Raw genomic sequence first — 26,875 nt, 5'->3', positions numbered from 1 at the left:
GCCATTGGGCCGGCCGTCGAGGACGGGGGGATTGATATGATCGAGACCGAAGCCTGGGTGCTCTATGAGCGATCCGGCGCCGCTTTGTCCGCGCTGGATTCCGGCGATTTTCGCCTCGAGAAGTTCTCGTTCCCCGCGCCGGCCGGCGACGAATTGCTGGTCGAGCCGCTGTTCGGCAGCTGGGAGGGCAACATGACGCATTCGCTGCAGCGGCGGCCGATCGACATCTGCAGCCAGCGCCGCGAGCGACGCGTCGTCATCGGCAACGGCAGCGTGCTGCGAGTCTTGCGGGCCGGCGCCGACGTTCGTGGGATCCACGAGGGCGATGTGGGGATTCTCTATGGCGGTCACGTGCAGGACGAGTTCGGTTACACCGTCTTGGTCCAAGGCTACGACGCGCCGGGCACGGTCGGCGTCCTGGCCAAGCGGACCAAGATCGCCGCGCGCAATTTCTTGCCGCTGCCGCTCGAATCTCGCCACCGCCTCGAGCAGTGGGCCGCCTTCTCGGTGCGGTATTTGACGGCGTGGTCGAATTATCGGGTGGCCCTCGGGGCCTATCGCCTGCAGGTCGAGGAGCACCAGGACCCCGCGCCGTTCGTGCTCGGCTGGGGCGGCGGCTCGACGCTCGCGGCCCTCGATCTGGCCCGCCGGGCCGGTTGTCGCGCCGCGATGGTGACCGGCAGCCCCCAGCGGCTCGCCGAGCTCGAGCGCGGCGAGATCGCCGGCATCGACCGTCGAGCCTTCGCCGACATCGAATTCGACGAGGCTCGCTATTCCGCCGACCCCGCCTACCGCGACGCCTACCGCGCCTCGGAGCAGGCGTTCCTCGCCACCGTGCGCGCGTGGACCGGCGGACGCGGCGCGGCGATCGTGTTCGATTATATCGGCGCCCCGGTGTTCCGCGCCAGCGTCAAGGCGCTCGGCCGCCAGGGCGTCCTGGCGACCGCCGGCTGGCTGCTGGGGATGCAGATGACGCTGAACCGCGCGATCGAGTGCATCGGCCGCCACGTCCACGTGCATTCGCACTACATCCGTCACGGCGACTCGCCGGTCGCCATGCACTACGCGGAGCGCGAGGGATGGATGCTGCAGGTCTCGGAGATCTATCCCTGGGAGGAGATCGACCGCCTGGCGCGCGACGCCGCCGCCGGGCGCCTCCGCTCTTACTTCCCGGTGTACCGCGTCAACCCGGTCTGATCGGGGTGCCGCGGGGCCAGGCGCGTGGTCCTCGTACCACGGTGATTGCGCGAAAGGAGTGACGTCATGAGCTCGGGGCAGCCCCTGGACGATTCTCGGCCCGCGTCGCATGATTCGGCCGACGCGCCGCCGCCGCTGCCGCCGGACGAGCGCCGCCGCGTCCTTTACGAATGGAACGACACCGCGATCGAGCTGTCGGGCGAGGTCTGCCTGCATCGACGGATCGCGGCCCAGGTCGCGCGCAGCCCCGAGCGAATCGCCGTCGTCGCCGAGGCCGGCAGCTGGACGTACGCCGAGCTCGACCGCCACGCCGACGCCGTCGCCGCCGAGCTTCTCCGTCGCGGCGCGCGGCGAGGGTCGCTCGTCGCCGTCTGCGCCGACCGCTCGCCCGAGCTGCTGGCCGGCCTCCTGGGCGTGCTCAAGGCCGGCGCCGCCTATGTGCCGCTCGACCCCGATCACCCGCGCGAGCGCCTCGCGTTCATGCTCGAGGACTGCGGCGCGCGCCTGATCCTGGCCCAGCGGCGCCTCGCCGAGGCCCTGCCGGCCCCCGCGGAGGCCATCATCGTCCTCGACGAGCGGCTCCCCGCCGTCGCGCCCGCGCCCGTCGACGTCACGCCCGACGACCTGATCTACGTCATGTACACCTCGGGCTCGACCGGCCGGCCCAAGGGCGTCATGAACATCCACCGCGGTGTGGTCAATCGCCTGCTCGACCTGCAGCGGACCATCCCCCTCGGCCCGGACGACCGGGTGCTGCAAAAGACCCCGTGCGGGTTCGACATCTCGGTCTACGAGTGCTTCTGGCCGCTGCTGGCCGGCGCCACCGTGGTGATGGCGCGACCCGGGGGCCACCGCGATCCGGCCTACCTGCTCGAGGCGATCCGCGCCCACGCGATCACGACGATTCACTTCGTGCCGCCGATGCTGGCCGCGTTCCTCGAGCACGTCGACCCGCGCGCGTGCGCGTCGCTGCGCCGCGTGTTGTGTAGCGGCGACGTCCTCCCGCCCGCGCTCGTGCGCGCCTGTCATGCGCGGCTGGACGTCGAGGTCTACAATTTCTACGGCCCGACCGAGGCCGCCATCGAGGTCACCGCCCATCGTTGCGAGCGCGGCGGCGATCCGGCGACGATCCCGATCGGCCGCCCGATCGCCAATTGCACGCTCTACGTGCTCGACCACCGCGGCGAGCCGGTCCCGCCCGGGGTCGCGGGCGAGCTCCACATCGGCGGCGTCCAGGTCAGCCGCGGCTACTGGGGCCGACCTGCCCTGACCGCCGAGCGCTTCGTACCCGACCCGTTCGCCGCGACGCCGGGGCAGCGCCTGTATCGCACCGGCGACCTGGCCCGCTGGCGGAGCGACGGCGTGCTCGAGTTCCTCGGGCGCCTCGACCAGCAGGTCAAGATCCGCGGCGTCCGCGTCGAGCCCGGCGAGATCGAGGCCGTCCTGCGCGAGCACCCTGCGGTCCGCGACGGCCTGGTCGTCGTCCACGACGCGGGCGGCGATCGCCGCCTCGTCGCCTATGTCGTGTTCGGCGACGAATCACCGCGCTCCACCGAAGCGGCGATCGCCGAGCTGCGCACGAGCCTGGCCGCGCGGCTGCCCGCGGCCATGGTCCCGGCCGCGCTCGTGCCGCTGCCGGCGCTCCCGCTGCTGCCCAATGGCAAGCTCGACCGCAACGCCCTGCCTCGCCCCGAAGCCCGGCATTTTACCCGATCACGCGCGCGCGTCGCCCCGCAGAGCTCGCTCGAGGCCGAACTCGCCGCGATCTGGTGCGCCGTCCTCGGCGCGGACGACTGCGGAGTGACCGATGATTTTTTGGCGATCGGCGGTCATTCGCTCCACGCCGCGCAGATCGTCGCTCGCATGAAGCGCGCGTTCGGCAGCCGGCTCTCGCTGGCGGAGTTCTTCGCCCACCCGACGATCGCCGGCCAGGCCGCGCTGCTCGCCGACCGTCGCCCCGCCGAAGACGTCGCCATCGCCCGGGCCGCCGGCGCCGGCGAGCTGTCCTTCGCCGAGGAGCGCCTGTATTTCCTGCACCAGCTCGCGCCCGAGAGCCCCGCGTATCACTGCCCGCTGGCGTTTCACATCACCGGCGCCTGCGACGAGGCGCGCCTCGACGCCGCCTTGCGCGCGCTGATCCGCCGCCACGAGATCCTCCGCACCCGCTACGTCAGCGACGGCGGGGCGCCGCGGCGCGTGATCGATGCCGGCGCTCGCCTCGACCTCGCCCGCCTCGACCTCACCCACCTCTCCCCGGTCGACCGCGCGAACGCCCTCGACGCCGCCCTCGCCGCCGAGGCCGGCCGCGCCTTCGATCTCGCCGCCGGTCCGCCGCTGCGCGCCGGCCTCGTCCGGCTCGCCGCCGACGAGCGCGTGCTGTGGCTGGTGCTGCACCACATCGTCACCGACGGCTGGACCGAGGCGTTGCTGCTGCGCGACCTCGGCCGGCTGTACGAAGATCCCGAACTCACCGTTGATGCTTCCGCCCCGAGCTACGCGGATTACGCCGCCTGGCAGCGCCGGCGAGCCGACGACCGCCACGCGGCCGCCCTGGCCCGCTGGCGAACCCGGCTCGCGGGCGCGCCCGCGCTGCTCGCCTTGCCCAGCGATCGACCCCGCGGCGCTTCACCGGCCCGTCGCGGCGCGCGCGTGGCGTTCGCCGTCCCACCGCCGGCGCTGGCCCCATTGCGCCGCCTGGCCCGGACGGCCGGCGCGACCCTGTCGCAGGCCGTCCTGGCCGTCTTCGCCGCCGTCCTGCGGCGATTCTCCGATCAGGACGACCTCGTGGTCGGCTTGACGGCCGCCGCGCGCAGCCGGGTCGAATTGGAGGAGGTGGCAGGCTTCTTCGTCAACACCCTGCCGATTCGCCTCGATCTCGCCGACGATCCCGGCCTGTCCACATTGCTCGCCCGGGTCCGCGACGCGGTGCTGGCGGCCCACGAAGACGAGGACGTCCCGTTCGAGCAGATCGTCCGGGCATTGCGAGCGCCGCGCGACCTCGGGGCTTCGCCGCTGGTGCAGGTCGCGTTCGCGCCCCAACCACCCGACGAGGCCGGCCTGCGGCTGCGCGGCTGCGCCGTCCGTCCGCTCGACCTGCACGCCGGCGGCGCGATCTTCGACCTCACCCTGCTCACCCGCGAGACCGCGGAGGGGGGCCTGGAGGCCACGCTGGAGTACGCCAGCGACCTGTTCGACCGCTGGCGCATCGAGCAGCTGGCGCGGGCGATCGAGGCCGTGCTCGCCAACCTCGACGCCCCGGCGACGCCCGTCGGCGCCCTGCCTCTCCTGTCCGCCGCCGCGATGGCGCAACAGTTCCAGCTCGCCGGCGGCCCGCGGGTGCCGCTCCCCCGGACCGGCGGGGTGCATGCATTCGTCGAGGCGCAGGTCGACCGCACGCCCGACGCCGTCGCCATCGTCGACGGCGACGAGACCCTGACCTATGCGCAATTGGACCGCCGCGCCAATCGCCTCGCGCACCGCTTGCGCGCGCTCGGCGTCGGCCGGGGCAGCCTCGTCGGCGTGGTCGCCAATCGTACGATCGCCACCTTCGTCGCCGTCCTGGCGATCCTCAAGGCCGGGGGCGCCTACGTCCCGCTCGATCCGTCCTATCCCGGGCAGCGCCTCGCCTTCATCGTCGAGGACGCCGCGCTGCGCTGGATCGTCGCCGATCCGGCCGCCGTCGCGCGCTTGCCCCCGCACACGGCGCTGCTCGTCGCGCCCGACGCCCATCCTTTCCCCGAGGACCGACCCGCTCTGGAGCTCGACGCGGACGACCTCGCCTACGTCCTCTACACCTCCGGTTCGACCGGCCGGCCGAAGGGCGTGGCCATGACGCACGGCCCGCTCGCCAACCTCGTCCACTGGCACCTGCGTGACGCCCGGCTCGGACGGCCGGCGCGGACGCTGCAGTTCGCCTCGCTCCACTTCGACGTCTCGGCCCAGGAGCTCCTCTCGACCTGGGCCGCCGGCGGCGCGCTGATCCTCGTGTCCGAGGAGACGCGCCGCGACGCCCGGGCCTTGCTGGCGCTGCTCGAGCGGCAGGCCGCCCAGCGGCTGTTTCTGCCGTTCGTGTTCCTGCAGCACCTCGCCGAGGCCGCCGCGGCGACGGGGCGCGCGCCGGCGACGCTGCTCGACGTCGTCACCGCCGGCGAGCAGCTCAAGGTCTCGCCGGCGATCCGCGAGCTCTTCGCGCGCCTGCCCCATGGTCGGCTGCACAATCATTACGGCCCGACCGAGGCGCACGTCGTCACCGCGCACGTGCTGGCAGGACCGGCCGAGGCGTGGCCGCTCCTGCCGTCGATCGGCGCGCCGATCGACAACACGCGGATCTACCTGCTCGACGCCCACCACCGCCCGGTCCCGCCGGGCGTCACCGCCGAGCTGTACATCGCCGGCGCGGCGCTCGCCCGCGGCTACCTCGGCCGGCCGGCGCTGACGGCCGAGCGGTTCGTCCCCGATCCGTTCGTCGCCGGCGAACGGATGTACCGCACCGGCGACCGCGCCCGCCGCAACAAGGACGGCGCCCTCGAGTACGTCGGGCGCGCCGATTCGCAGGTGAAGCTGCGCGGGGTGCGGATCGAGCTCGGCGAGATCGAGGCCGTCCTGGCCCAGCACCCCGCCGTCGCGGCCGCCGCCGCGGTCGTGCGCGAAGATGTCCCCGGGGACAGGCGGCTCGTCGCCTACGTCGCCGCTCGCGGCCCGCTCGACCTCGCCTCCCTGCGCGCGCACCTGCGGGCGCACCTGCCCGAGCCGATGCTCCCCGGCGAATTCGTCGAGCTGCCGCGATTGCCGCTGCTCCCCAGCGGCAAGCTCGATCGCCGCGCCCTCCCGCCACCGCAGGGGCGCGCCCCGCGGGCCGCCTCGCCGCCGGCCCCATCGCCCGGCACCGCGCTGCAGCAGCAGATCGCGGCGATCTGGCGCGACGTCTTGCAACTCGACGAGGTCGGCCTCGACGATCGCTTCTTCGACCTCGGCGGCCACTCGCTGCTGCTCGCGCGCGTGCGGGCCGACCTCGAGCGCGCGACCGGCCACACGATCGGCATCGTCGAGCTGTTCCGTCATCCGACGATCCGCAGCCTCGCCGAGCACCTCGGCGGTGCGCCGATCGACGCGAGCGCCCCCTCGTCGTCCCCACGACGAACCGGTCCGCTGGCCGCCGACGACCGCGCGATCGCCATCATCGGCATGGCGGGCCGGTTCCCCGGGGCCGCCAGCGTCGACGCGCTGTGGGAGGCCCTCGTGGCCGGGCGCGAGCTCATCACCTTCTTCACCCGCGAGCAGCTGGAGGCCGCCGGCGTCGATCCGGCCCTGCTCAAAAACCCGCGGTTCGTCCCTGCGATCGGCGTCATGCCCGACGCGATGTGCTTCGACGCCGCCTTCTTCGGCTACAGCCCGCGCGAGGCCCGGCTCATCGACCCGCAGCAGCGCGTCCTGCTCGAGGTCGCCTGGGCCGCGCTCGAGCACGCCGGCTACGCCCCGCGCGGCCTCGACGGCGCCGTCGGCGTGTTCGCCGGCTGCGACGTCCCGCGCTACTGGCTCGAGCGGATCGGCAGCCCCGGCGGTCCGCTCAGCATCGAGGAGTACGAGGTCGGCTTCGGCAACATGAGCGACACGCTGGCCACCCGCGTGTCCTACGAGCTCGGCCTGCGCGGCCCCGCCTTCACCGTGCAGACCGCCTGCTCCACCTCGTTGGTGGCGGTCCACGTCGCCTGCCAGAACCTCGTCACCGGCGAATGCGACGTCGCGCTCGCCGGCGGCGCCCTCGTCATGCCGCCCGACCGGCTCGGCCACGTCTCCGAGGGCGGCTCGGTCGTGGCCCCCGACGGGCATTGCCGGCCGTTCGACGTCGACGCGCAGGGCATCGTCGGCGGCAACGGGGTCGGCGTCGTCGTGCTCAAGCGGCTCGCCGACGCCGTCGCCGCCGGTGACACCATTCACGCGGTGATCCGCGCCACCGCGATCAACAACGACGGCGCGCGCAAGGTCGGCTTCACCGCCCCGAGCGTCGCCGGCCAGTGCGAGGTGATCGAGCGCGCCCTCGCCGTCGCCGGCGTCGACCCGGCGCAGATCGGCCTCGTCGAGGCGCACGGCACCGCCACCCGCCTCGGCGACCCGATCGAGGTCGCCGCGCTCACCCAGGCCTATCGCCGCCGCACCGCCGCGCGGGCCTCCTGCGCGCTCGGCTCGATCAAGGGCAACATCGGCCACCTCGGCGCCGCCGCCGGCGTCGCCGGCCTGATCAAGGCCGCCCTGGCGCTCGCGCGCGAGGCCATCCCCCCGACCCTGCACTTCCGCGCCGCCAACCCCGAGCTCGCCCTCGACAGCAGCCCGTTCTTCGTCAACAGCAATACGATTACATGGCCCAAGAGCCATGTACAGCGATTCGCCGCGGTCAGCTCGTTCGGGGTCGGCGGCACCAACGCGCACGCGATCCTCGGCGAGGCCCCCGCAGCGGCGCCCGGCGATCCGTCGCGGCCGGTCCAGCTGCTCGTGCTGTCGGCGCAATCGCCCGCCGCGCTGACGGCCGGCGCCGCCCGCCTCGCCGACGCCCTGGCCCACCCCGACGCCCCCGCGCTGCCCGACGTGGCTTACACCCTCGCCCGCGGCCGCACGGCGATGCGGCGCCGCCTGGCCGTGGTCGCCCGCGACGCCGAATCGGCCGCTCGGGCCCTGCGCGACGGCGATCGGGCCCGGGTGGCCGAGGGCGTCGCCGGCGATAGGCCGCCGCGGGTGGCGTTCCTGTTCCCCGGCGGCGGCACCCAGTCGGTCGGCATGGGCCGCGAGCTCTATTCGGGCGATCCGGCCTACCGCGCCGAGTTCGACGCGGCCGCCGACCGATTCGTCGCCGAGCTCGACGTCGACGTCCGCCACCTCCTCCACGCCGCCGACCCCGACGAGGCCGCCCGCGCCCTGCTGCGACCCACGCGATTCCTGCCGGCGATCTTCTGCTGCGAATACGCGCTGGCCCGGCGCATGATGGCGCTCGGCGTGGTGCCGGCCGCGGTCACCGGCCACAGCCTCGGCGAGTACACGGCCGCCGCGATCGCCGGCGTCCTCTCGCTCGCCGACGCGGCCCGCCTGCTGGCGACGCGCGCGCGCTTGCACGAATCACTCGCGGTCGAGGCCGGCCTCTTGGTCGTCGCGCTGCCCGAGGCCGCGCTCGCCCAGCGGCTCCCGCCGGGCCTCGACCTCGCCGTCGTCAACGCCGTGGACAGCTGCGTGGTCGCGGGGCGCCTCGACGCGATCGAGGCGTTCGAGGCCGAGCTCGCCCGCGACGGCGTCGAGTCTCGCCGCTTGCCCGTGGCCGGCGCCTCGCACTGCGCCCTCGTCGAGCCGCTGCTGCCGCCCCTGGTCGCGTGCGCCCGCCAGCTCTCGCTCGCCGCCCCGACGATCCCGATCGTCTCCAACGTGACCGGCGACTGGCTCGGCGACGACGACGCCCGCGATCCGCACCATTGGGGTCGACACCTGCGCGGCGCCGTGCGCTTCGCCGACGGCCTCGGCCGCCTGCTCGCCGAGAGCGACCTTTTGCTCGTCGAGGTCGGCCCCGGCCGCACCCTCGCCGGTCTGGCCCGCCGCCACCCCGACGCCGGCGCCAGGCCGATCCTCTCGACCATGGCCGCGCGCGGCGGCAATCGCACCGACGCGGAGGAATTCACCCACGCCCTCGCCCAGCTGTGGTGCCGCGGTGTCGACATTCGCTGGGACGCGCTGTTCGCCGGCGAACGCCGCCGCCGCGTGCCCCTGCCGACCTACGCGTTCGAGCGCGTCCACCACGAGCACCCGGTCGCGCCGGCGCAGCGCGGTCGTCCGCCTCGCGTGGTGCCGCCGGCCCCGGACGCGCCCATGCCGACCACCGCCCCCGGCGAGGGCGCCCTCGCCGACCCGATCGAGCACGCCCTCGCCGGCGTCTTCGCCGACGTGCTCGGCGTCCCCCCGCCGGGCCCCGGCGACAACTTCTTCGACCTCGGCGGCTCGTCCTTCCTGGCCCTGCGCGTGCGGGTCCGCGTCGAGGAGCTGCTCGGCGTCAAGCTGCCGGTGCACGCATTCGTCGAGCACCCCACGATCGGCGGACTCGCGGCATTCCTCCGCGCGCGCCTCCCCGCGCCCGCCGCCCCCGCGCCCGCGCCCCCGCGCGAGCGGCTCACCGTCAGCTTGCGTCCGGGGCCGGGCCCTCGCCTGTTCCTGATCCAGCCGATCGGCGGCACCGTCTTCACCTACATGCCGCTCGCGCAGCGGCTCGCGCCCTCGCTGCACGTCACGGGCGTGCGCGCCTCGGGCATGGAGCCGGGCGAGCCCGTGTTCGCGCGCATGGACGAGCTCGTCGCCCACCAGCTCGCCGAGGTCCGCGCCGCGCAGCCGCGCGGCCCGTACCTGCTCGGCGGCCACTCGGCGGGCGGCGTCATCGCCTTCGAGCTCGCGCGTCGGTTGATCGAGGGCGGCGAGCGCGTCGACCTGGTCGCCATGCTCGACACCGCCACGCTCGCGCTGGCGCGACGGCTCGTCGTCGCCGGCGACGACGACGTGTTCCGGATCGCCGAGCGCATGCGCAGCGACTCCTCGCGCGCCTATGAACAATTCGCGGCGACCCTGCGCGACGACCCGGTCTTCCGCGGCCTCGTGCGGGCGACCTGGAGCGCCCTCGCCACCTGCGAGCCCGCCCCGCTCGCGGCCGACGTCCTCTACGTCAAGGCCCGCGTCCAGCCCGACCCGGACGAACGCCACGCCGACCGGGCGTGGATGGAGCTGGTGGACGGCTCGTTCACCCGGGCCAGCGTCGACGCCGATCATTTCTCGATGATGGACGAGCCCGCCGTCGCCACCGTCGCGTCCTTGCTCGACGCTGCGATCGCGGCGCGTCGCAGCGGCGATCCGCCGTGACGCCTCCGACCCCCGCCGCAGTGCGATCGCCGGGCCGCGCGCCGCTCGCCGCCTTGGACGCGAGCGCCCGGGCCCGAGGTCTCCGGGACATGTCCTCGGGGTCATTGTGCGCAGCGCCACGCCCCGCCCGCGTCGGCCGCGCCGCAGGCGAGCGGCGCGCTGCCGGCCGAGGCCGTCAAGGCCGCCGGGGGCCTGTTTTGCGCGTGCGGGAAGCCCATGCCACGCCGTTTGCCGCCGCGGGCTGCGCCACTTGGCGCCGTGCATTCGTCCGCGCAAAATTCGGCGCATGGCGGACGCCTCGCACCTCGAAGCGCGACTCGAGCAACTGATCGCCGTCGTCCAGGAGCTGTCACTGGCCCGCTCACTGAACGAAGTCACGGCGCTCGTCCGCCACGCCGCGCGCGAGCTCGTCGGAGCCGACGGCGCCACCTTCGTCCTGCGCGACTGCGGCCAGTGCTTCTACGCGGACGAGGAGGCCATAAGCCCGCTGTGGAAGGGCAAGCGGTTCCCCATGGACATCTGCGCCAGCGGGTGGGTCATGAAGCACGCGCGGCCCCTCGTCATCGAGGACGTGTTCGTCGACCCGCGGATTCCGGGCGACGCCTATCGGCCGACCTTCGTCAAGAGCATGGCGATGGTGCCGATCCGTCGGGCCTGCCCGATCGGCGCCATCGGCACCTACTGGGCCCGGCACCGCGTCGCCGGCGACGACGAGCTGAGGCTCCTGCAGGCGCTGGCGGACAGCACCTCGATCGCGCTCGAGAACGTCGAGCTCTACAACGACCTCGAGCGCCGCGTCCGCGAGCGCACCGCCCAGCTCGAGGCGCTCAACGACGAGCTCGGCGCGTTCGCCTACGCCGTCTCGCACGACCTGCGCGCGCCGCTGCGGGCGATCGCCGGCTTCAGCCGCGCGCTCGACGAGGGCTACGGCGCGCAGCTCGACGCGCGCGGCCACGACTGGCTGAGCCGGGTGCGCCGCGGCGCCGCCCGCATGGACCGCATGATCGACGACATGCTCGACCTCTCGCGGGTCGGCGGCGGCGCCGACTCGCCGCGGCGCGAATCGGTCGACCTGTCCGAGCTGGCGCGCAGCGTCGCCGCCGAGCTGCAGGCCGGGCAGACCACCCACCGCGTGCGCGTCATCGTCCAGGACGGCCTCGTCGCCGTCGCCGACGCCGGCCTCCTGCGCGTGCTGCTTCAGAACTTGATCGGCAACGCCTTCAAGTTCACCCGCCCGAGCGCCGAGCCCATGGTCGAGGTCGGCGCCGGGGTCTCGCCGGCCCGCGAGCTCGTCTTTCACGTGCGGGACAACGGCGTCGGCTTCGACGGCTCGCGCACCGACGAGCTGTTCGGGCCGTTCCGCCGCCTCCACGCCGCCGGCGAGTTCCCTGGCGACGGCATCGGCCTCGCCACCGTGCAGCGGATCGTCCGGCGCCACCGCGGCCGGATCTGGGCCGAATCCGCGCCCGGCAGCGGCGCCACCTTCTTCTGGACCCTCTCGCCCGCGAGCGTCGATCCTGTCCCGCAGGACCTGCAACAAGACTCGGACGCGCGCCTCCGCGGCGGCGCCGAGGCGGCCCTGGTAGGCGCCCAGTGACTCGCTCGCTCGCGGTCATGGTCGTCGACGATGACGAGGAGGACGCCATGCTCCTCGTCTACGAGCTCGAGCGCGGCGGCTTCGACGTCCGCTGGGTCTGCGTCGACACCGCCGAGGAGATGCGCGACCAGCTCGAGCGCGGCGGCTGGGAGCTCGTGCTGTCCGACTGTGCCATGCCGCGGTTCAGCGGCCGCGAGGCGCTCGCCGAGCTCCACGCCTCCGGCCTCGACCTGCCGTTCATCGTCGTGTCCGGCGCCCTGCGCGAGGAGGACGCCGTCGACGCCCTCCGCGCCGGCGCCCACGACTTCATCGTCAAGGGTCGGCTGGCGCGGCTCCTGCCCGCGGTCGAGCGCGAGCTGCGAGAGGCCGAGCTGCGCCGGCGCCAGCGCGAGACCGAGGCGCGGCTGGCCGAGTCGGAGAAGCTGCGCGCGCTCGGGCTCATGGCCGCCGGCATCGCCCACGACCTGCGCAACATCTTCACCCCGCTGACCCTGCACACCGGTCTGCTGCGGCGGATCCTCGCCGACCACCCGGTCGCGCTGCGCTCGCTGACGAAGATCGATCACGGCCTGGCGATCGGCGTGCAGGTGATCGATCGCCTCAGCGGCTTCAGCCGGCGCGGGGGCGGCGTCGAGACCGTCACCGGCGCGCTGGCCGAGCTCGCCCGCGAGGCCGTCGAGCTGTGCCGGCACCGCTCGCCGCCGCAGGTCCGGCTGATCCTCGACGAGTCCTCGCCGACGCCGCCGATCCGGATCTGCCCCGGCGAGTTCACCTCGGCGCTGGTCAACCTGATCGGCAACGCGCTCGACGCGGTCGAGACCAGCGGCACCGTCACCGTGCGCACCGGCGCCGGCGCCGACGGGGCTTACGTCGAGGTCGTCGACGACGGCCCCGGCATCGCCAAGGAGGTGCAGGCGCGCATGCTCGAGCCCTTCTTCACCACCAAGCCGGAGGGCACCGGCCTCGGGCTCGCCATCGTCCGCGCCTTCGTCGACCGCCACGGCGGCAAGCTGTCCTTCGAGACAGCCCCGGGCGCCGGCACCTGCGTGCGCATGTGGTTCCCGACGCCCTTGCCGGCTCAGGCCGCGCCCTTGACCGGCGCCGCCGGGGCGGCCTCGGGGATCCCGTAGTAGAGCCGGGCCGCCAGCCCGCCCTCCTGGACCACGCGCTCGGCCGCCGCCCCGGCGACCAGCTCGATCTTCGCGCCCGCGGCCATCGCCAGCTCGGGCAGCTGCGCCCGCAGCTCGGCCTCCGCGAGCGGCCAGGGCACCAGCAGCAGCTCGACCTGCTTGTTCTGCAGGCACTGGAGCACCGTGGCGATCCCCAGCGCCCCGCGGCCGCCGGCCTTGGCCAGGTCGACGACCTCGTCGACCAGCGCGCTCTCGTGGGCGCGCTCGTGCTCGAGCGCGTGCGGCATCAGGAGGTCCCAGGTGGCCTGATCGCTCAGGTGCAGCGGCGTCGGCACGATCCCGATCACGGCCTTGCGCACGGTGTCGTGCATGAGGCCCTCGACCGCGTGGGCCGACGTCTCCATCCCGCCGAGCAGGATCCGCTTCGAACCTGTCTCTTCGAGCAAGTGCCCGCATTGCTCGGCGACCTGGCGGTAGAACCGGCGCGTGTGGTCGTCGATGAGCGCGTCGAAGGCGTCGCGGTTGTTGCCGCCCTTGGTGTAGCCGCCCTGACCGGCGTTGGTCGACGGCAGGTACTTCGGCGGGAAGTCGTACTCGAACACCTCGTTGTAGCGGGTGCCGCCGAGGCCCGCGCGTCCGAGCCGGGCGACGAAGAAGCGCGCCTTCTCCGAGTCGACCAGCACCACCACGTACGGCTCGTACTCGTCGAGCAGCCACAGCAGCGGGGCCACCGCCGGCCGACCGAAGTGGCACTCCGGCTGGACGATCGGGACCTGCAGCCGGAGCACCTCCTCGGCGCTCGGCGTGAAGAAGGCCGCGATCGCCTTGCACTCCGGCCGCAGCGTGCCGAAGAAGTGCTCCGCCCGCGCGACGAGCTCCGCGACGACCGGGTCCTCGTGCGCCGCCTTCAGCTCGCGCAGCGAATTCTTGACCCAGATCCGCCAGCCGGGCGTCCGCCCCTGGTTCTCGAACAGCGAGGGGTCGACCTGCGCGTAGATCGACAGCGTCTTGTCGGCCGCCGGTTGACTGAGCACGCGATTGACATCGGTAAGCTTGAGCATGCAGACCTCGTTGTTGCGAAGTCTGGGCAATCGGCGCGCTCGTGCAAACCCTCGGGCGGCCTCTGCCGCGCCTGTCGGCCGGGCTCCGGCATTCGGGCAGACGCGGCCGCCGCGACGCGAGGCGAGCGCCGGCCCGGCGCGACACGTGCGCACGATCGATTCGGCGGTGGCGACGGCTCGCCCGGCTCCTGCGAGCACCACGGTTCCGGAACGCTCATTCGCCGATCACGTCATGACCGCGCGAGCGAGCTCGACCGTAATCTCCCGCGCGGGCGCCCGGCGAATGCCGCGACCCGAGACTCTTATCGCCTGCGCCGGCGCCGGGCGAAGGCCATCCATCCTGCCACCATCACCAGCGCGTCCGGTCGCCCCCCCGAGTCGCAGGCGCAGCCCGAGCCCGGCGTCTCGTCCTGCCCGCGCTTCGCGTCGCTGTCGCTGTCCCCGGCCGTCCCCGAGGCTCCCGTCGACTCCCCCGGCGTCCCCGTCTCGCTCGTCGGGCCCCCGCCGGTCCCCGTGGTCCCCGTGGGCTCCCCGCCCGTCCCCGTGTCGCCCGTTGTCACCCCGCCCGTCCCCGCGGTGCCGCTCGTCGGCGCGCCGGTCACGTCCTCACCGCTCTCCGTCGCACTCGTCGTCTCCCCAGCGGTCCCCGTCGTCCCCGTCGTGTCCCCGTCGGTGCCCGTCGAGCTCGTCGTGTCTCCGTCGGTGTCCGACGTGCCCATCGTGTCCCCCATCTCGGCCGGCCACGGGCTGCACGCGTCGGGCTGCCAGACATCATCCTGGACGTTGCACTCGTACGCCGGGCCCGCGCACAGCTCGGCCAGCACCGGCGACGGATCGATCTGCTGCTCCCCGAGCGATCCGGCCACTTCGTCCCCCACGCATTGCGCCTCGGACAGGACCGTCTCGCCGCTCGCCAGGTTGCGCACCAGCACCTGCGTCCACACCGGCGCGAGGCTGGACAGCGTCGGATCGGCGCCGACGAACGTGGCCCCGGGCACCCCCTCGACCACCAATCGACGCGACGTCATCGCCAGCGTCGACGCCGGCACGCCCTTCGTCGTCACCGTCACGTCCAGCCGGCCCTCGCCCACCAGCGACGCGCACGCCCCCTGGTTCCACTTGATCTCGTACTTGCAGTCGTCGGTCTCGGTGCCGAACGGAATCGCGTCGTCGCAGCAGACCAGCGCGTCGAGATCGGCGATCTGCGGCGTGATCGTCACCTTCCCCTTGGGCTCGGTCGTCAGCGTGGCCAAGGGCGCCGCCGGCCCCGCGTCGGCGTGGAACTCGAACACCAGCGGCAGCAGATCGGGCCCGCACTCCTCGCCCTCCGGATCTTCGTCGGGGTTGTCGAGCGCGCCCTGCACCTTGTACGTGGCCCCGGGCACGAGCGGCGCCGCCGGGCGCCAGATCAGCACGTCGTCGATCCCGGTCGTCTCGAGCGCCCCCGCCACCGGCTGCCCGTCGCGCGTGACCGTGAACGTGATGTCGTCGAGCCACTCGGCCTCCGGCGACGGCCCCGTCTGCGCGCCCTGCAGCACCAACACGCCGTCGATCGGGATCGCCGCGGCGTTGACCGGCGCCAGCGAGGCCCATTGATCGGCGTAAAAGCACGGCCCGTTCGGCGGTCCGGGTGAGCAGGCTGCGACCTCGGCGGGCATCAGCGCCGCGACGGCCAGCGGGATCGAGGCGGACAGTGCAAATAAAGCCATGCGCATGCCTCGTCTGTATCCGAAGTCGCCGGTCCCGGGAGCCGGCGTTCTGCCATCATCGCCGGCCTCCGCGGCCCGCCGCCGCTCTCACGCCTCGGCGGGGAAGCTGACGATCTCCGCGATTTGCCCCGCGGGCGCCAGGCGCAGCAGGTTCTCGCCGCGGAACATCACCGCCCCGCCCGGCGCGGTCACGGCCCAGGGCACGCGCGCGAACCCGTGGATCAGCTGGGGTGTGCCGGCCAGGGTCGACACGGCGCCCCCGAGGTGACGCAGCCCGTTGGCGATGTAGCCGCTGAACTCCTCGCGGGTGTCGGCGCAGGCGAACGGGGTGCGCACGCGGATGTCGGGCGTGCACGCGCGCGCCAGCAGGGCCGCGCGGGCGGCCTCGTCGGCCTCGTTGCAGGCGGCGAAGTAGTCGCGCAGCGTCGCCTCGAGGTGGGCCTGATGGTGCATGTGCGCGGCGGCGACGGCCAGCTGCGACAGGCAATGTCGCCAGCCCGCCTCGTGCCCGCGGGCGATCGCCGGGCTCATCGGACCCGAGTGGCGCAGCGTCACGCGCGTGCCCTCGGCCACCGGCTCGAGCGAGATCTCCACGCGCGAGGCCCCCGGGCCGAGGCCGCTGTCCCCGCGATCGGGCGCATAGCCCCACGTGAACACCAGGCGGTGGGGCGGATCGAACTCCACCACCTCGCCCTGCGCCTCGCTGCCGTGGGGCATGACGATGCAGACCCGCCCGCCCGGTCGCGGCTCGAACGCGCTGCCGCGCGGCGCCGGCGAGCCGGGGACGTACGACATCCAGGCGAGGAAGCGCGCCTCCTCGGCCAGAAATGTCCACACCGTGGCGGGCTGCGCGTTGATGGTGACGGCGGTGGTGATCGATGAATGGGGTCCGGCGGTCATGTCGATTCCTTCGGGTCGTCGAGGGGGCGCGAAGCACAGCTGTCCAGCCGCCGCTGCTCGGCCTCGGCGAGCCGCTTGAGCTCGCCGAGCTTGTCTGCCCACATCTGTTCGAGCACCGGAGCGAGCGGTCCGAGCGCGGCGTGGTCGGCCGCGTACCACCGCTCGCGACCTGCCCGCCGCACGGTCACGAGACCGGCCGCGCGCAGGACCGAGAGGTGCTGCGACACCGCGCCGAAGCTGACGGGCATCGCCGCCGCGATGTCCCCCGCCCGCCGCTCCTCGCGCCACACGAGGCGCAAGATCTCGACGCGACGAGGCTCGGCGATGGCGGCCAGCGGCTGCACGGCCCATCATTTAGCGTCAACTAAAATGAGCGTCAAGGGGAGTCTGCGAGCGCGTAGGCGAAGGTTTTAAAGAGAGGGCGAGGCTCCCCTTGCGCACCTTGCGCAGCCCAAGATCACCTGTCTTCGGGGCCAGCTCGCCCGCCGCGATCACACGTCCCTGAAGCCATCTCGACGCCGCCGCCTCGCCAACCTCTCGTCGCCGCACGTCGAGCCCGTTCACCGGACCCGCCTGGCCATCGCTCCACACGCGACACGTCACCTGCCTCTCGGGACAGATCGGTCTCGCCGGCGCTCGTCTTTGCAACCTGCTCCGCGAAACAGGTCCGCGCCGACGCGCCCCCGGCGCCGGTCCACATGCCTCTCGGGACAGCTCGATCGCGCCGGCGCTCGGCATCGCCGGCGTGCAACCTGCTCCCCGGGACAGGTGCGGGCCGGCGCGCGCCATCGCGCCGGTTCACATGACTCTCGGGACAGCTCGATCTCGCCGGCGCTCGGCATCGTCGGCGTGCAACCTGCTCCCCGGGACAGGTGCGGGCCGGCGCGCGCCATCGCGCCGGTTCACATGACTCTCGGGACAGCTCGATCTCGCCAGCGCTCGGCATCGCCGGCGTGCAACCTGCTCCCCGGGCCGGTTCGCGCCGATGCTCCCCCCCCCGCGCCGGTCCACATGCCTCTCAGGACAGCTCGGCCTCGCCGGCGCTCGTCCTCGCTGCATGCAACCTGCTCCCCGGGACAGGTTCGGGCCGGCGCTCACCCGCGCGCCGGTCCACCTGCCGCTCGCCACAGCCGGGCCTCGCCGCCTCCTCCCGGCCTCCGCGACCTGCCTCGCAGGACAGGCACCGACGGCGCGAGGCCCGGCGCTACCGCTCGACCGGCCCGAGCGTCTCGGCGAGGAACCCGTCGATCGCCTGCTGCGCGCGGCGGGCCGCGCTCGGATCGTACAGCAGCCCGCGCTCGGGCATCTGCGCGCCGGGGACCGTGAACGCGTGCATCGCGTGGCCGTACGCGTGGAGCTGCCAGTCGGCGCCCGCCGCGGTCAGCTCGCGGGCCAGCCCCAGCACGTCCTCGGGCGGCGCGACCGGGTCCTCCCAGCCGTGCAGCACCAGGATCTTCGCCGCGATCTTCGGCTGCTCGGGGAAGCCGGGCGGCCGCAGTACCCCGTGGATCGACACCACCCCGCGGACCCCGCCGGCGTTGCTGCGCGCCGCGTCGAGCGCACACAGGCCGCCGAAGCACCAGCCGACCACCACCAGGCGGTCCGGGTCGACCAGCGGGTGCTGTCGGGCCGCGGCCACGCCGGCGATCAGGCGGTCGCGCAGCAGCGCGCGGTCGTTCAGCAGCGGGAACATCAGGCGCGAGTTGTCGCCGGTCTCCTCGCCGCGCACGCCCTTCCCGTAGACATCGAGGGCGAACGCCACGCGGCCCTCGGCCGCGAATTCCTCGGCGCGGGCGCGGATCGACCCATTCTGCCCGTCCCACGCGTGGGCCAGCACCACGCACGGGCGCGGCCGCCCGGTCGCCCCGTCGTGCGCCACGTACCCCTCGGCCACGATGTCGCCGGCGGAATAATCGACGAACTCGGTGACGATCGATCGGCTCGCTGCTGCGGTCATCGGCACCCATTGATTCGCACGCGCGGCCCGGCCCGACAAGCCCCGCGAAAGATCACGGCCCCGGCTTGTCCTCGCTCGCAGGCGTACACGTCGCCAGCGACGGCGGCCGCGCCGCTTGCAGGCGCTGCGCCGTCGCCTCCGCCGCCCGCAGCGCGCGGAGCAGGTTGCGGCCGGCGAGCTTCTCCAGCTCCTCGTCGGTCCAGCCGCGGCGGGCCAGCTCCGCCAGCAAATGGGGGTACTTCGACACGTCCTCCAGGCCGACCGGCACCGCCGACATGCCGTCGAAGTCGCTGCCGAGGCCCACGTGGTCGACGCCGGCGACCCGGCGCACGTGCTCGACGTGGTCGGCCACCTGCGCCAGGGTCGCGCGCGGCTGCGGCTCCGCGTCGATCTCCGCCAGCCGCGCGGCCCTGGCCGCCGGGTCGGCCAGCTTCGCCGCCTCCGCCCGCGCCTTTCGCCGCGCCTCACGGGCGTCCCCGGCCGCCTGCGACACGTAGGCCGGCAGGAACGTCACCATCACCACCCCCCCGTTCGCCGGGACCCGCCGCAGGATGTCGTCGGGCACGTTGCGCGGCGTGTCGGCGAGCGCCCGCGCCGACGAGTGCGAAAAGATGACCGGCGCCTCGCTCACCCGCAGCGCGTCTTCCATCGTCGCCGGCGACACGTGCGACAGGTCGACCAGCATCCCGAGGCGGTTCATCTCGCGCACCACCTCCTCGCCGAACGCGGTCAGCCCGTCGTGGCGCGGCGGCAGCACGGCGCAGTCGGCCCAGTCGGTATGCACATTGTGCGTCAGCGTCAAATAGCGGACCCCGAGCGCGTGATAGGCCCGCAAGGTCCCCAGCGAATTGGCCAGAGTGTGCCCGCCCTCGGCCCCGAGCAGCGACGCCACCCGCCCGGCCCGGAACGCCGCCTCGACCTCGTCGGCGGTCAGCGCCAGCGCCAGGTCGTCCGGGTATTGCGCGATCATCCGCCGCGCCAGATCGATCTGCTCGAGCTGCAGCCGCACCAGCTCGCCGGCCGGCCGATCGCCCGGCACGTACACCGACCAGAACTGCGCCCCGACCCGCCCCGTGCGCAGCCGCGGCAGATCGGTGTGCCCCTTGGTGGCCGCGCGCAGATCGTACGCCGCGACGTCCCCCGGCGCCTCCTTGGCTTCGCGGATCGTCCACGGCAGGTCGTTGTGCCCGTCGATCAGCGGCACGCGAGCCAGCACCGCGTGGGCCCGCTGCAGCGCCGGATCGGCCGCGATCGACGGGTCGATCGCGGACGAGGCCATCGGCGCCGCTGCCGGCACCGCTGCTGCCGGCGCCGCTGATGCCGGCACCGCCGCCTCCGTCGCCGGAGGCGACTGCCGCTCCGTGAGCGACGGCGCCGCGCGCTCGGGCTCCTGCTGCGGAGGCGCGGCGCACCCGAGCGCCACGAGGGCGAGCGTCCACGTCGACGCGCGCGCGTGCAGGAACGGCCGCAAGCTCGGAATCACCCGGGGAGTCTATCACGGGCCCGCCCGCCCCGGGCCGCTGCCGGCCGCGGCGCCGCGCTCGCCATGGGCCGCGCAACAGCGGCACGCAACAGTCGGCACGAGGTCGCCGCCGACGAGCGGCCGCGCCTCGTCATCGCCCGCCGAGCGCCGCGTTCACAGCGGCGACGGCGACGGCGACGGAGGGGGCTGCGGCGCCGGCGAGGGCGGGGCGGCTGCGGCGGCGGCATCGGATTGGGGGGCGGCTGCGGCTGCGGCGACGGCGGCTTCGGCCCCGGAGTCGGCGGATTCGGGTTCGGATTCGGGTTCGGGTTCGGATTCGGCGGAGGCGTCGGATTCGGCGTCGGCGACGGCGGAGCCGGGGACGGCTGCATCGTCGCGGCCGAGACCGCCGCGGCGGCTTCGGGCGCTGCCATGGCCACGAGCGCCAGCGCGGCGACCGAAGCCAGCGCGGACTTGAGGATGCGAGTCAGGATGCGGTCTTTCATGGTTTCAACCGTAGTCACCTCCAGACGTGCGTCCAGCGGAGCCGCGGCCATTGCTCCACTCCCCACATTCGCTGCCGGGCGCGCAACTCTCGCCGGAGCCGCCCCGTCAGCGAGGCCAGGCGTGCCCGGCTGCCACCATTGCCGCGCAACGCGGAAAACGTGGCCGCGCCGCTTGCCTCGATCACGCGCGGCCCTCTCGCCGCGCCTCGCATTGCGCCGGCGCGTCGAGCCCCGCCGCGCCGCCTGCGCGACACGGCCGGGACATCACGACGTACTGCGATTCACGGCCCGTCGATCGGGCGATGTTCCAGCGCCCGTACCTACCGGCGCGAACCGTAGAGCCGCCGCGCGTATCGAACAATTGCCGGCCCGGCCCTCCATGGTCCGGCGCCGTCGCAGCCCCGACGGACGAGCGGACCCCGAGCATCCCGTACGGCGCACGCCCGCGCCGCGAGCATGCTCGAATAGACATGTCTGATTCGACATGTCCTTTCGAACTACCCTTCGGCCAGACCCAGTCGCTCCGGCAGGTCCACCCATGAGGACGCCCAGGCCGGCTCAGAAACTCCACCCGCCGCTCGATTTCGCCCTTTCCTGCCGCTCGCGCGCCTCCCGGGTCCCGCCGCCATCTCCAGGAACATCGTTCAAGTCGGCATTCTTCACAGTTTGATGACACTAAAGTTTTAACTTGACCGTCCAGCCCGCCCGTCCAATACTCAAGTCCATGCTTGACCAAGGCGCCGTCGACCGGGTTTTTCATGCGCTCGCGGATCCGTCACGACGCGCCATGGTCGAGCGGCTCAGTCGAGGGCCGGCTTCGGTGAAGGAGCTGGCCGCGCCGCTGGCGATGAGCCTCGCGGCGGTCGTGCAGCACGTGCAGGTGCTCGAGCAGAGCGGCGTCATCCGCACCGAGAAGGTCGGGCGGGTCCGCAGCTGTCGTCTCGACCCGGCCGGGCTGAACGTCGCCGAGCGGTGGATCGTGGAGCGGCGCGCCCTGTGGGAGCGCCGCCTCGATCGCCTGGGCGACCTCCTGGCCGAGCCTGAGCCGTCGAGCGAGCAGCGAGCGCCAGACCGAAACACCACGGAGGAACAGTCATGATCACGGAGTCCGTCGTCCACAGCACCATCACGATCGAGCGTACCTACCCCGTCGCCCCCGCACGCGTGTTCGCGGCCTGGGCCGACCCCAGGCAGAAGCGGCGGTGGTTCGCCGAGGGCGAGGGCTGGAGCGTCCTCCAATTCGACCTCGACTTCCGTGAGGGCGGCCGCGAGACTGCCCGTTTTCGCAGCGAGAAGGACAACACCGAGTTCCGCAACGACGGCCACTACGAGGACATCGTCCCCAATCAGCGGATCGTCCTCGCCTACACCATGAGCGCCGGCGACAAGCGGATCTCCGCCTCCCTGAGCACCGTCGAGCTGCGCCCGCAGGGCGACGGCACCCGGCTGGTCTTCACCGAGCAGGCCGCCTTCTTCGACGGCGCCGACGGCCCGCGCATGCGCGAGCAGGGCTGGCGAGAGCTGCTCGAGCTGCTCGCCAAGGAGCTCCAGGCCGCCCGCTGAGCGCCCTGGACGTCCGCCGAGGCGCGCGCCTGCGATTCACCGCAACGGCAATCGCAGCACCTGCGCCGGTCCTTCGCACCGCGGACATCCGCCCCGGCGCCGCCCTGCGATTCACCGCAGCGGCAATCGCAGCACCTGCGCCGGTCCTTCGCACCGCGGGCATCCGCCCCGGCGCCGCCCTGCGATTCACCGCAGCGGCAATCGCAGCACCTGCGCCGGTCCTTCGCACCGCGGGCATCCGCCCCGGCGCCGCCTTGCGATTCACCGCAGCGGCAATCGCAGCACCTGCGCCGGGAACAGCCGCTCCGGCGGGAAGATCTGTCCGTCCTCGAAGCTGCGCAGCTGCGAGTTGGCGATGTAGACCAGCGAATCGCCGTCCAGCACCCCGGTGGTCGGAATCAGGAAGTCCGGGTGCCCCGCCTCGAGCACCTCGACGCGGACGATGCTGTCGAACGTCGGCGCCAGCGCCAGGCGCACGATCCGTCCCCCGCCGGCGCCGTTGTCGACCCCGACCAGCGCGCCGCGGTGGAAGTACAGCCCGTCGAAGCCGTGGGTGGCCGCCCCGCGCGGGCGCGGCAGCACGCGGAGCTGCCGGGTCGCCAGCGGGATCGCCGTCACCCCGCGCACGAAGTCGGCCACGAACAGCACGCTCCCGTCGTCGGACAGGGCGATCCCGTTGGGGTAGCCGAATTCGCCGGCGGGGGCGACCGACTCGAATTGCGCGCCCGGGCCCGGGCGCAGCATCAACACCTCGCCGGCCCCGCTGTCGGTGACGTACAGCGCGCCGTCTGGCGCGATCACCAGATCGTTGAGCAGGTGCGGGCCCGGCGACTCGCGCGGATAACGGGCCCGCGACTGCCCGGTCGACGGATCGAGCTCGTGCAGCGCCGCCTTGCCGCGGTGCTCGGCCTCGACGTAGCCCTGCATCTCCGGCAGGCCCGCGCTGGCCACCCACAAAGAGCCGCGGCGCGCGTCGAACTTCATGCCCAGCGGGCTGTACAGGCCGTTCGCCGGGTCGGCGACCGCGAGGTCGCGCGCCGCCCCCTCGCGGTCGACCGCGACGATCTTGCGCTTGTAGATGCTGCCGACGAAGAACGTGCCGGTGCCCGGGTCGTGGGCGATGCCCTCGGGGATCAGCGCGCGGTCCGCCAGCGTGAACGCGCGAGCGCTCGCCGACGCCGGCAGCCGCGCGCGCGCGGCCGCGGCCAGGCGATCGAGCTCGGGCCCCGCCAGCTTGGGGAAGTCGTGCGGCTGCGGCACCAGCAGGCTGCCCGCGGCGTCGAGCCGCTGCAGCACCGCCAGCGCCTCCTCGCCGCGCCCCGCGGCCGCGAGCAACGAGGCGCGCCGGTAGTCGATCGACTCGTCGCCGACGTCGATCGCCGCCGCCGCGTCGAGCGCGGCCAGCCCCGCCGCGAAGTCCTGGCGCCCGAACGATCCGCCGAGCTTGCCGTACGCCCCCGTCAGCGCGCCCATCTCGGCCTCCGACAGCATCACCGGCGCCGTCTCCCCCTTCGGCTCGGACGTCGCGCCGCGGGGCGTGCAGGCGGTCAGCAGGGCGGCGAGGAGCAGCAGTCGTCGCATCGCCGCCACCTTATCGCAACCGATGCCCCTCCACGACCGTGATGCAGCGCGCGGCCGCCCGCCTGGCGTCCACAGACCTACGGGCGCAGCCGCTGCCGCGACGCGTCGCCGACGCTGTCGGTGCGCGGCTGCATGAGCCGCCGCGAATCACCAGAGCGAGCCGGCGCGCGATCGCCCGCCGGCCTGCCCTCGTTTCATTGTTTATACCAGTCGTCGAACGGCGCCAGCGCCCACAGCACCGTCTTCCACGTCGTGTACGTCTCGACGGCCTGCGGCCCGCAGTCGCGGCCGAAGCCGGACGACTTCACCCCGCCGAACGGCACCTCGACGGGCGTCGGGTTGTAGTTGTTGATCCACACGTAGCCCGACTGCAGCTCCTGCGAGCAGCGCAGCGCCCGTTGCACGCTCGACGTCCACGCCCCGGCCGCCAGCCCGAACTCGGTCGCGTTGGCCAGCGCGATCGCCTCGTCGTCGCTGGTGAACTTCGTGACCGTCACCACCGGCCCGAAGATCTCCTCCTGAAACACGCGATGCTTCGCCTCGACCTCGGCCAGCACCGTCGGCAGGTACCAGTGCCCGCGCGCGAAGTGCCCCTCCGGCGGCGGCGGCCCGCCGCACAGCCGCGTCGCCCCTTCCGCGATCCCGACCTCCACGTACTCCGCGACCTTGCGCGCGTGCGCGGCCGAGATCAGCGCGCCCATCTGGCTGCGCTCGTCGAGCGGCGGCAGCACCCGGATCGCCCGCGCCCGCTCGACCAGGCGGGCCACGAAGCGATCGTGGATCCCGGCCTGCACGAGCAGCCGGCTGCCCGCGTTGCAGTTCTCGCCCTGATTGTAGAAGATCCCGAACGCCGCGCCGGCGCTGGCGCGCTCGAGGTCCGCGTCGTCGAATACGATGTTGGGCGACTTGCCGCCGAGCTCGAGCTGCGTCGGTCGCAGCAGGTCGGCGCGCGCGTGCAGCACCTTGCGCCCGGTCACCACCCCGCCGGTGAATGCCAGCACGTCGACGTCCGGGTGGGTCGACAGCGGCGCGCCGGCGTCGGCCCCGGTGCCGCAGACCACGTTGAACACCCCCGGCGGCACCCCGGCCGCCAGCGCCAGCTCGGCGGCCGCCAGCATCGTCAGGCTGGTCAGCTCGCTCGGCTTGAGCACCACGCTGCAGCCGCAGCACAGCGCCGGCGCGAACTTCCACGCGCCGACGTACAGCGGGAAGTTCCACGGCGTGATCTGCCCGACCACCCCGGCCGGCTCGCGGATCACCGTGGCGAAGTTGTTGCCCGGCACGCGCGTCGTCTGGCCGAACAGCTGCGACGCCAGGCCGGCGTAGTACTCGAGGATCTCCCCCGTGCCGGCGATGTCGGCCCGCGCCTCCGCGATCGGCTTGCCGCTGTCGCGCGTCTCGAGCCACGCCAGCGCCTCGGCCTCGTCGCGGATCGCCCGCGCGAACGCCCACAGCACGCGCCCGCGGTGCGCCGGATCGGCGCGCGACCACGTCCCCGCGGTGAAGCTGGCGCGCGCGGCCTTGACCGCGCGGTCGATGTCCGCCGCGTCGCCCGCGGGGATCCGGGCGAAGATCTCGCCGGTCGCGGGGTCCTCGACCGGGAGCGTCGCGCCGCCGGCGGGCGGCACCACGCCGCCGTCGATCACGTGGCCCTCGGGCTGGAGGAAGCGGGCGGCACCGGCGGGGATCGTGGCAGTGTCCATGGGTTTCGCGCCCGCGAGTCTACCCGTGAAGGCGTCGCCGCGGATACGGCCGACCCGCGGGTCCTGCCTCGGGTGCTGCTACCCTCGGCCGCATGGTCACCGAAACGCCGGTCTTCGCCGCCCTCCTGCTCCTCCTCGTCGCGCTCCTGGCCGTGAACACCTCCATGACGCGGATGCGCCTGCGGATCCGGCTCGGCGACGGCGGCGACGAACGCATGACTCGCGCCATTCGCGCGCACGCCAACGCGTTCGAGCATGTGCTGCCATTCTTGTTCCTGCTGTTCTTCTATGAACAATCGGGCGCGTGCGCTGCCACCATTCGCTGGGCCGGCGGCCTGTTCCTGGCCGCGCGGGTCGGCCACGCGGTGGGCATGCTGCGCGGCCCGTTCGACCTGCTCCGGCTCAGCGCCACCCTCACCGCCCTGCTCGAGGTGTGGCTGGCGCTGGCGCTGCTGCGCAACGTCCTGTGAGCGTCGGCGCGCCGGAAGTGCGCCGCGCTCCCCGACGCTCGCCCGAACGGTCCACGCCCCGCCCAGCTGCTGGTGAGCCTCGGCCTCCACGACGTCGCGCTCGGCGTCGCGTTCGCGCGGCGGATGCAAGCGGGCGTGTTTGCGCGGGGGCACGGTTCCGGTTCGGCCCGGACGCGGGTAGGTTGTCCGCATGTTCGGACGGCTGTTTCGCTGGCTCCGCAACTCCCCCGCGCCCGTCGCTCCGCCCGACGCGGCGGCAGCCGGGCCGGACGTGACGCCGGGGCGAGAGACCGGCGAAGGCGGCCCCTACCGGCGACCTGCCGCCGAGTCCGTCGCAGCGACCGTGACCTCGCCTTCGCCGAAGGACTGGTGGATGGTCCCGCTGATGCCGGCGGGCGTGCTCGAGCAGATCGACGTGTACGCGCTGCAATACATCACATCGATGGTCTACATCACCACGAACGACATCGTGCTCGTGCATGCAGGGATGCCCCACGTGCTCGAACACCGGCGGTGCGCGCCGGCCGAGCCGGAATGGGCGAATTTCACGACCCACCGCCTTCGCGACTCGGTCGATTCCGCGACCTCGCTGGAACAGCACGCCCGCCTCGTGACGGTGCCTGCCTACCGGGCCCCGCACCTGCCGCTGTCGCTGCAGGAGGGCGAGATCCTGACCCGCCCCTTCGAACCGGCAGAGCCGCCCGCCAGCCGGCGCGTCGACCTCGCGCCGGCGCTCTTGCCCGAGCTCGCGCGAGTGCTGCGCGCAGGCGATCCGGCCGCGTTGTCGGCCGTCCTCGCGCTGCTCGACCTGCTCGCGCGGTTCGACGGCCACCGCCGCGGCGAGGTCCACCTCTCGGCCGCGCAGCACGACCGGGGCGACCTCCGCGTCGGCCTCGGCGCTCCCGGCGTCGAGCTGCTCGGCGACCGGGCGGACGAGCCCACGCGAGCGCGCGTCGCCGCGGCGCTCACCCCCGGGATCACCGCCGACGGCACCCGCGTGCAGGCGCTCATCGACAAGCGCGAGGCGCTGAGCAGCAGCAGCGGCCACCTGGCGCGGCTGTGCCTGGCGTCGCTCGAGGTCTCGCCGGGCGGCTTCGTGTACGAGGACGAGCTGCTGTGGACCGAGTACGACCCCGGCATCGAATATTCGTAGCGAGCC

At 73.6% G+C, this 26,875-nt stretch carries 16 protein-coding genes; 8 read left to right on the top strand and 8 right to left on the bottom strand.

Translation table 11 applies throughout. The annotated features are described in order from the left end of the window. The first annotated feature begins 36 nt into the window (after nt 1–36). From NAEX_RS33655 to NAEX_RS33640, 4 genes are all read left to right on the top strand, one after another. On the top strand, nt 37–1,197 hold the full coding sequence (locus NAEX_RS33655; RefSeq protein WP_096331576.1) for an MDR/zinc-dependent alcohol dehydrogenase-like family protein: 1,161 nt from the start codon (nt 37–39) through the stop codon (nt 1,195–1,197). Between the two features lie 66 nt (nt 1,198–1,263). Then, a complete protein-coding gene (locus tag NAEX_RS33650) occupies nt 1,264–10,077 on the top strand; it encodes a hybrid non-ribosomal peptide synthetase/type I polyketide synthase (protein ID WP_096331575.1) in 8,814 nt (2,937 codons plus the stop codon). Nucleotides 10,078–10,363: 286 nt separating this feature from the next. Beyond that, a complete protein-coding gene (locus NAEX_RS33645; protein ID WP_096331574.1) occupies nt 10,364–11,674 on the top strand; it encodes a sensor histidine kinase in 1,311 nt (436 codons plus the stop codon). Next, nucleotides 11,671–12,804 carry a sensor histidine kinase gene (locus NAEX_RS33640; RefSeq protein WP_143141158.1) on the top strand — a complete coding sequence of 378 codons (1,134 nt, stop codon included), beginning with the start codon at nt 11,671–11,673 and terminating at the stop codon, nt 12,802–12,804. The genes NAEX_RS33645 and NAEX_RS33640 overlap by 4 nt, the downstream gene beginning before the upstream one ends. On the opposite strand, the gene NAEX_RS33635 is transcribed toward NAEX_RS33640, so the two are convergent. From NAEX_RS33635 to NAEX_RS33610, 6 genes are all read right to left on the bottom strand, one after another. After that, nucleotides 12,753–13,865: a baeRF10 domain-containing protein gene (locus NAEX_RS33635; protein ID WP_096331572.1), complete on the bottom strand. Its 1,113-nt coding sequence runs from the start codon at nt 13,863–13,865 to the stop codon at nt 12,753–12,755. The genes NAEX_RS33640 and NAEX_RS33635 overlap by 52 nt on opposite strands. A 302-nt stretch (nt 13,866–14,167) precedes the next feature. Continuing rightward, on the bottom strand, nt 14,168–15,574 hold the full coding sequence (locus tag NAEX_RS33630; protein WP_143141157.1) for a hypothetical protein: 1,407 nt from the start codon (nt 15,572–15,574) through the stop codon (nt 14,168–14,170). A gap of 87 nt (nt 15,575–15,661) precedes the next feature. Then, complete coding sequence (locus tag NAEX_RS33625) at nt 15,662–16,474, bottom strand: SRPBCC family protein (protein WP_096331570.1); 813 nt, start codon at nt 16,472–16,474, stop codon at nt 15,662–15,664. Next, complete coding sequence (locus NAEX_RS33620) at nt 16,471–16,818, bottom strand: ArsR/SmtB family transcription factor (protein ID WP_096331569.1); 348 nt, start codon at nt 16,816–16,818, stop codon at nt 16,471–16,473. Before NAEX_RS33620 ends, NAEX_RS33625 begins: the two co-directional genes overlap by 4 nt. Nucleotides 16,819–17,678: 860 nt before the next feature. Next, a complete protein-coding gene (locus tag NAEX_RS33615) occupies nt 17,679–18,431 on the bottom strand; it encodes a dienelactone hydrolase family protein (protein WP_096331568.1) in 753 nt (250 codons plus the stop codon). Nucleotides 18,432–18,483: 52 nt separating this feature from the next. Further along, on the bottom strand, nt 18,484–19,710 hold the full coding sequence (locus tag NAEX_RS33610) for a dipeptidase (RefSeq protein WP_096333810.1): 1,227 nt from the start codon (nt 19,708–19,710) through the stop codon (nt 18,484–18,486). A gap of 1,413 nt (nt 19,711–21,123) precedes the next feature. Here NAEX_RS33610 and NAEX_RS33600 point away from each other — a divergent pair. Both NAEX_RS33600 and NAEX_RS33595 read left to right on the top strand, forming a co-directional pair. Further along, nucleotides 21,124–21,498, top strand: coding sequence for an ArsR/SmtB family transcription factor (locus NAEX_RS33600; RefSeq protein WP_096331567.1), 375 nt, complete (start codon nt 21,124–21,126; stop codon nt 21,496–21,498). Next, complete coding sequence (locus NAEX_RS33595; RefSeq protein WP_096331566.1) at nt 21,495–21,962, top strand: SRPBCC family protein; 468 nt, start codon at nt 21,495–21,497, stop codon at nt 21,960–21,962. The genes NAEX_RS33600 and NAEX_RS33595 overlap by 4 nt, the downstream gene beginning before the upstream one ends. A gap of 261 nt (nt 21,963–22,223) precedes the next feature. Here the strand turns inward: NAEX_RS33595 and NAEX_RS33590 are convergent, their stop codons facing one another. Together NAEX_RS33590 and NAEX_RS33585 are read right to left on the bottom strand one after the other, a co-directional pair. Continuing rightward, nucleotides 22,224–23,543, bottom strand: coding sequence for an SMP-30/gluconolactonase/LRE family protein (locus NAEX_RS33590; protein WP_096331565.1), 1,320 nt, complete (start codon nt 23,541–23,543; stop codon nt 22,224–22,226). Nucleotides 23,544–23,737: 194 nt separating this feature from the next. Continuing rightward, nucleotides 23,738–25,246 carry an aldehyde dehydrogenase family protein gene (locus tag NAEX_RS33585; protein WP_096331564.1) on the bottom strand — a complete coding sequence of 503 codons (1,509 nt, stop codon included), beginning with the start codon at nt 25,244–25,246 and terminating at the stop codon, nt 23,738–23,740. Nucleotides 25,247–25,338: 92 nt separating this feature from the next. Here NAEX_RS33585 and NAEX_RS33580 point away from each other — a divergent pair, with 92 nt between their 5' ends. Next, on the top strand, nt 25,339–25,716 hold the full coding sequence (locus NAEX_RS33580; protein ID WP_096331563.1) for an MAPEG family protein: 378 nt from the start codon (nt 25,339–25,341) through the stop codon (nt 25,714–25,716). Between the two features lie 190 nt (nt 25,717–25,906). Beyond that, nucleotides 25,907–26,869: a hypothetical protein gene (locus NAEX_RS33575; RefSeq protein WP_211302520.1), complete on the top strand. Its 963-nt coding sequence runs from the start codon at nt 25,907–25,909 to the stop codon at nt 26,867–26,869. Nucleotides 26,870–26,875 lie beyond the last annotated feature (6 nt).

The organism is Nannocystis exedens (assembly GCF_002343915.1).
Classification (GTDB): Bacteria; Myxococcota_A; Polyangia; order Nannocystales; family Nannocystaceae; genus Nannocystis; species Nannocystis exedens.
This window is presented reverse-complemented; position numbering and strand designations above follow the sequence as displayed.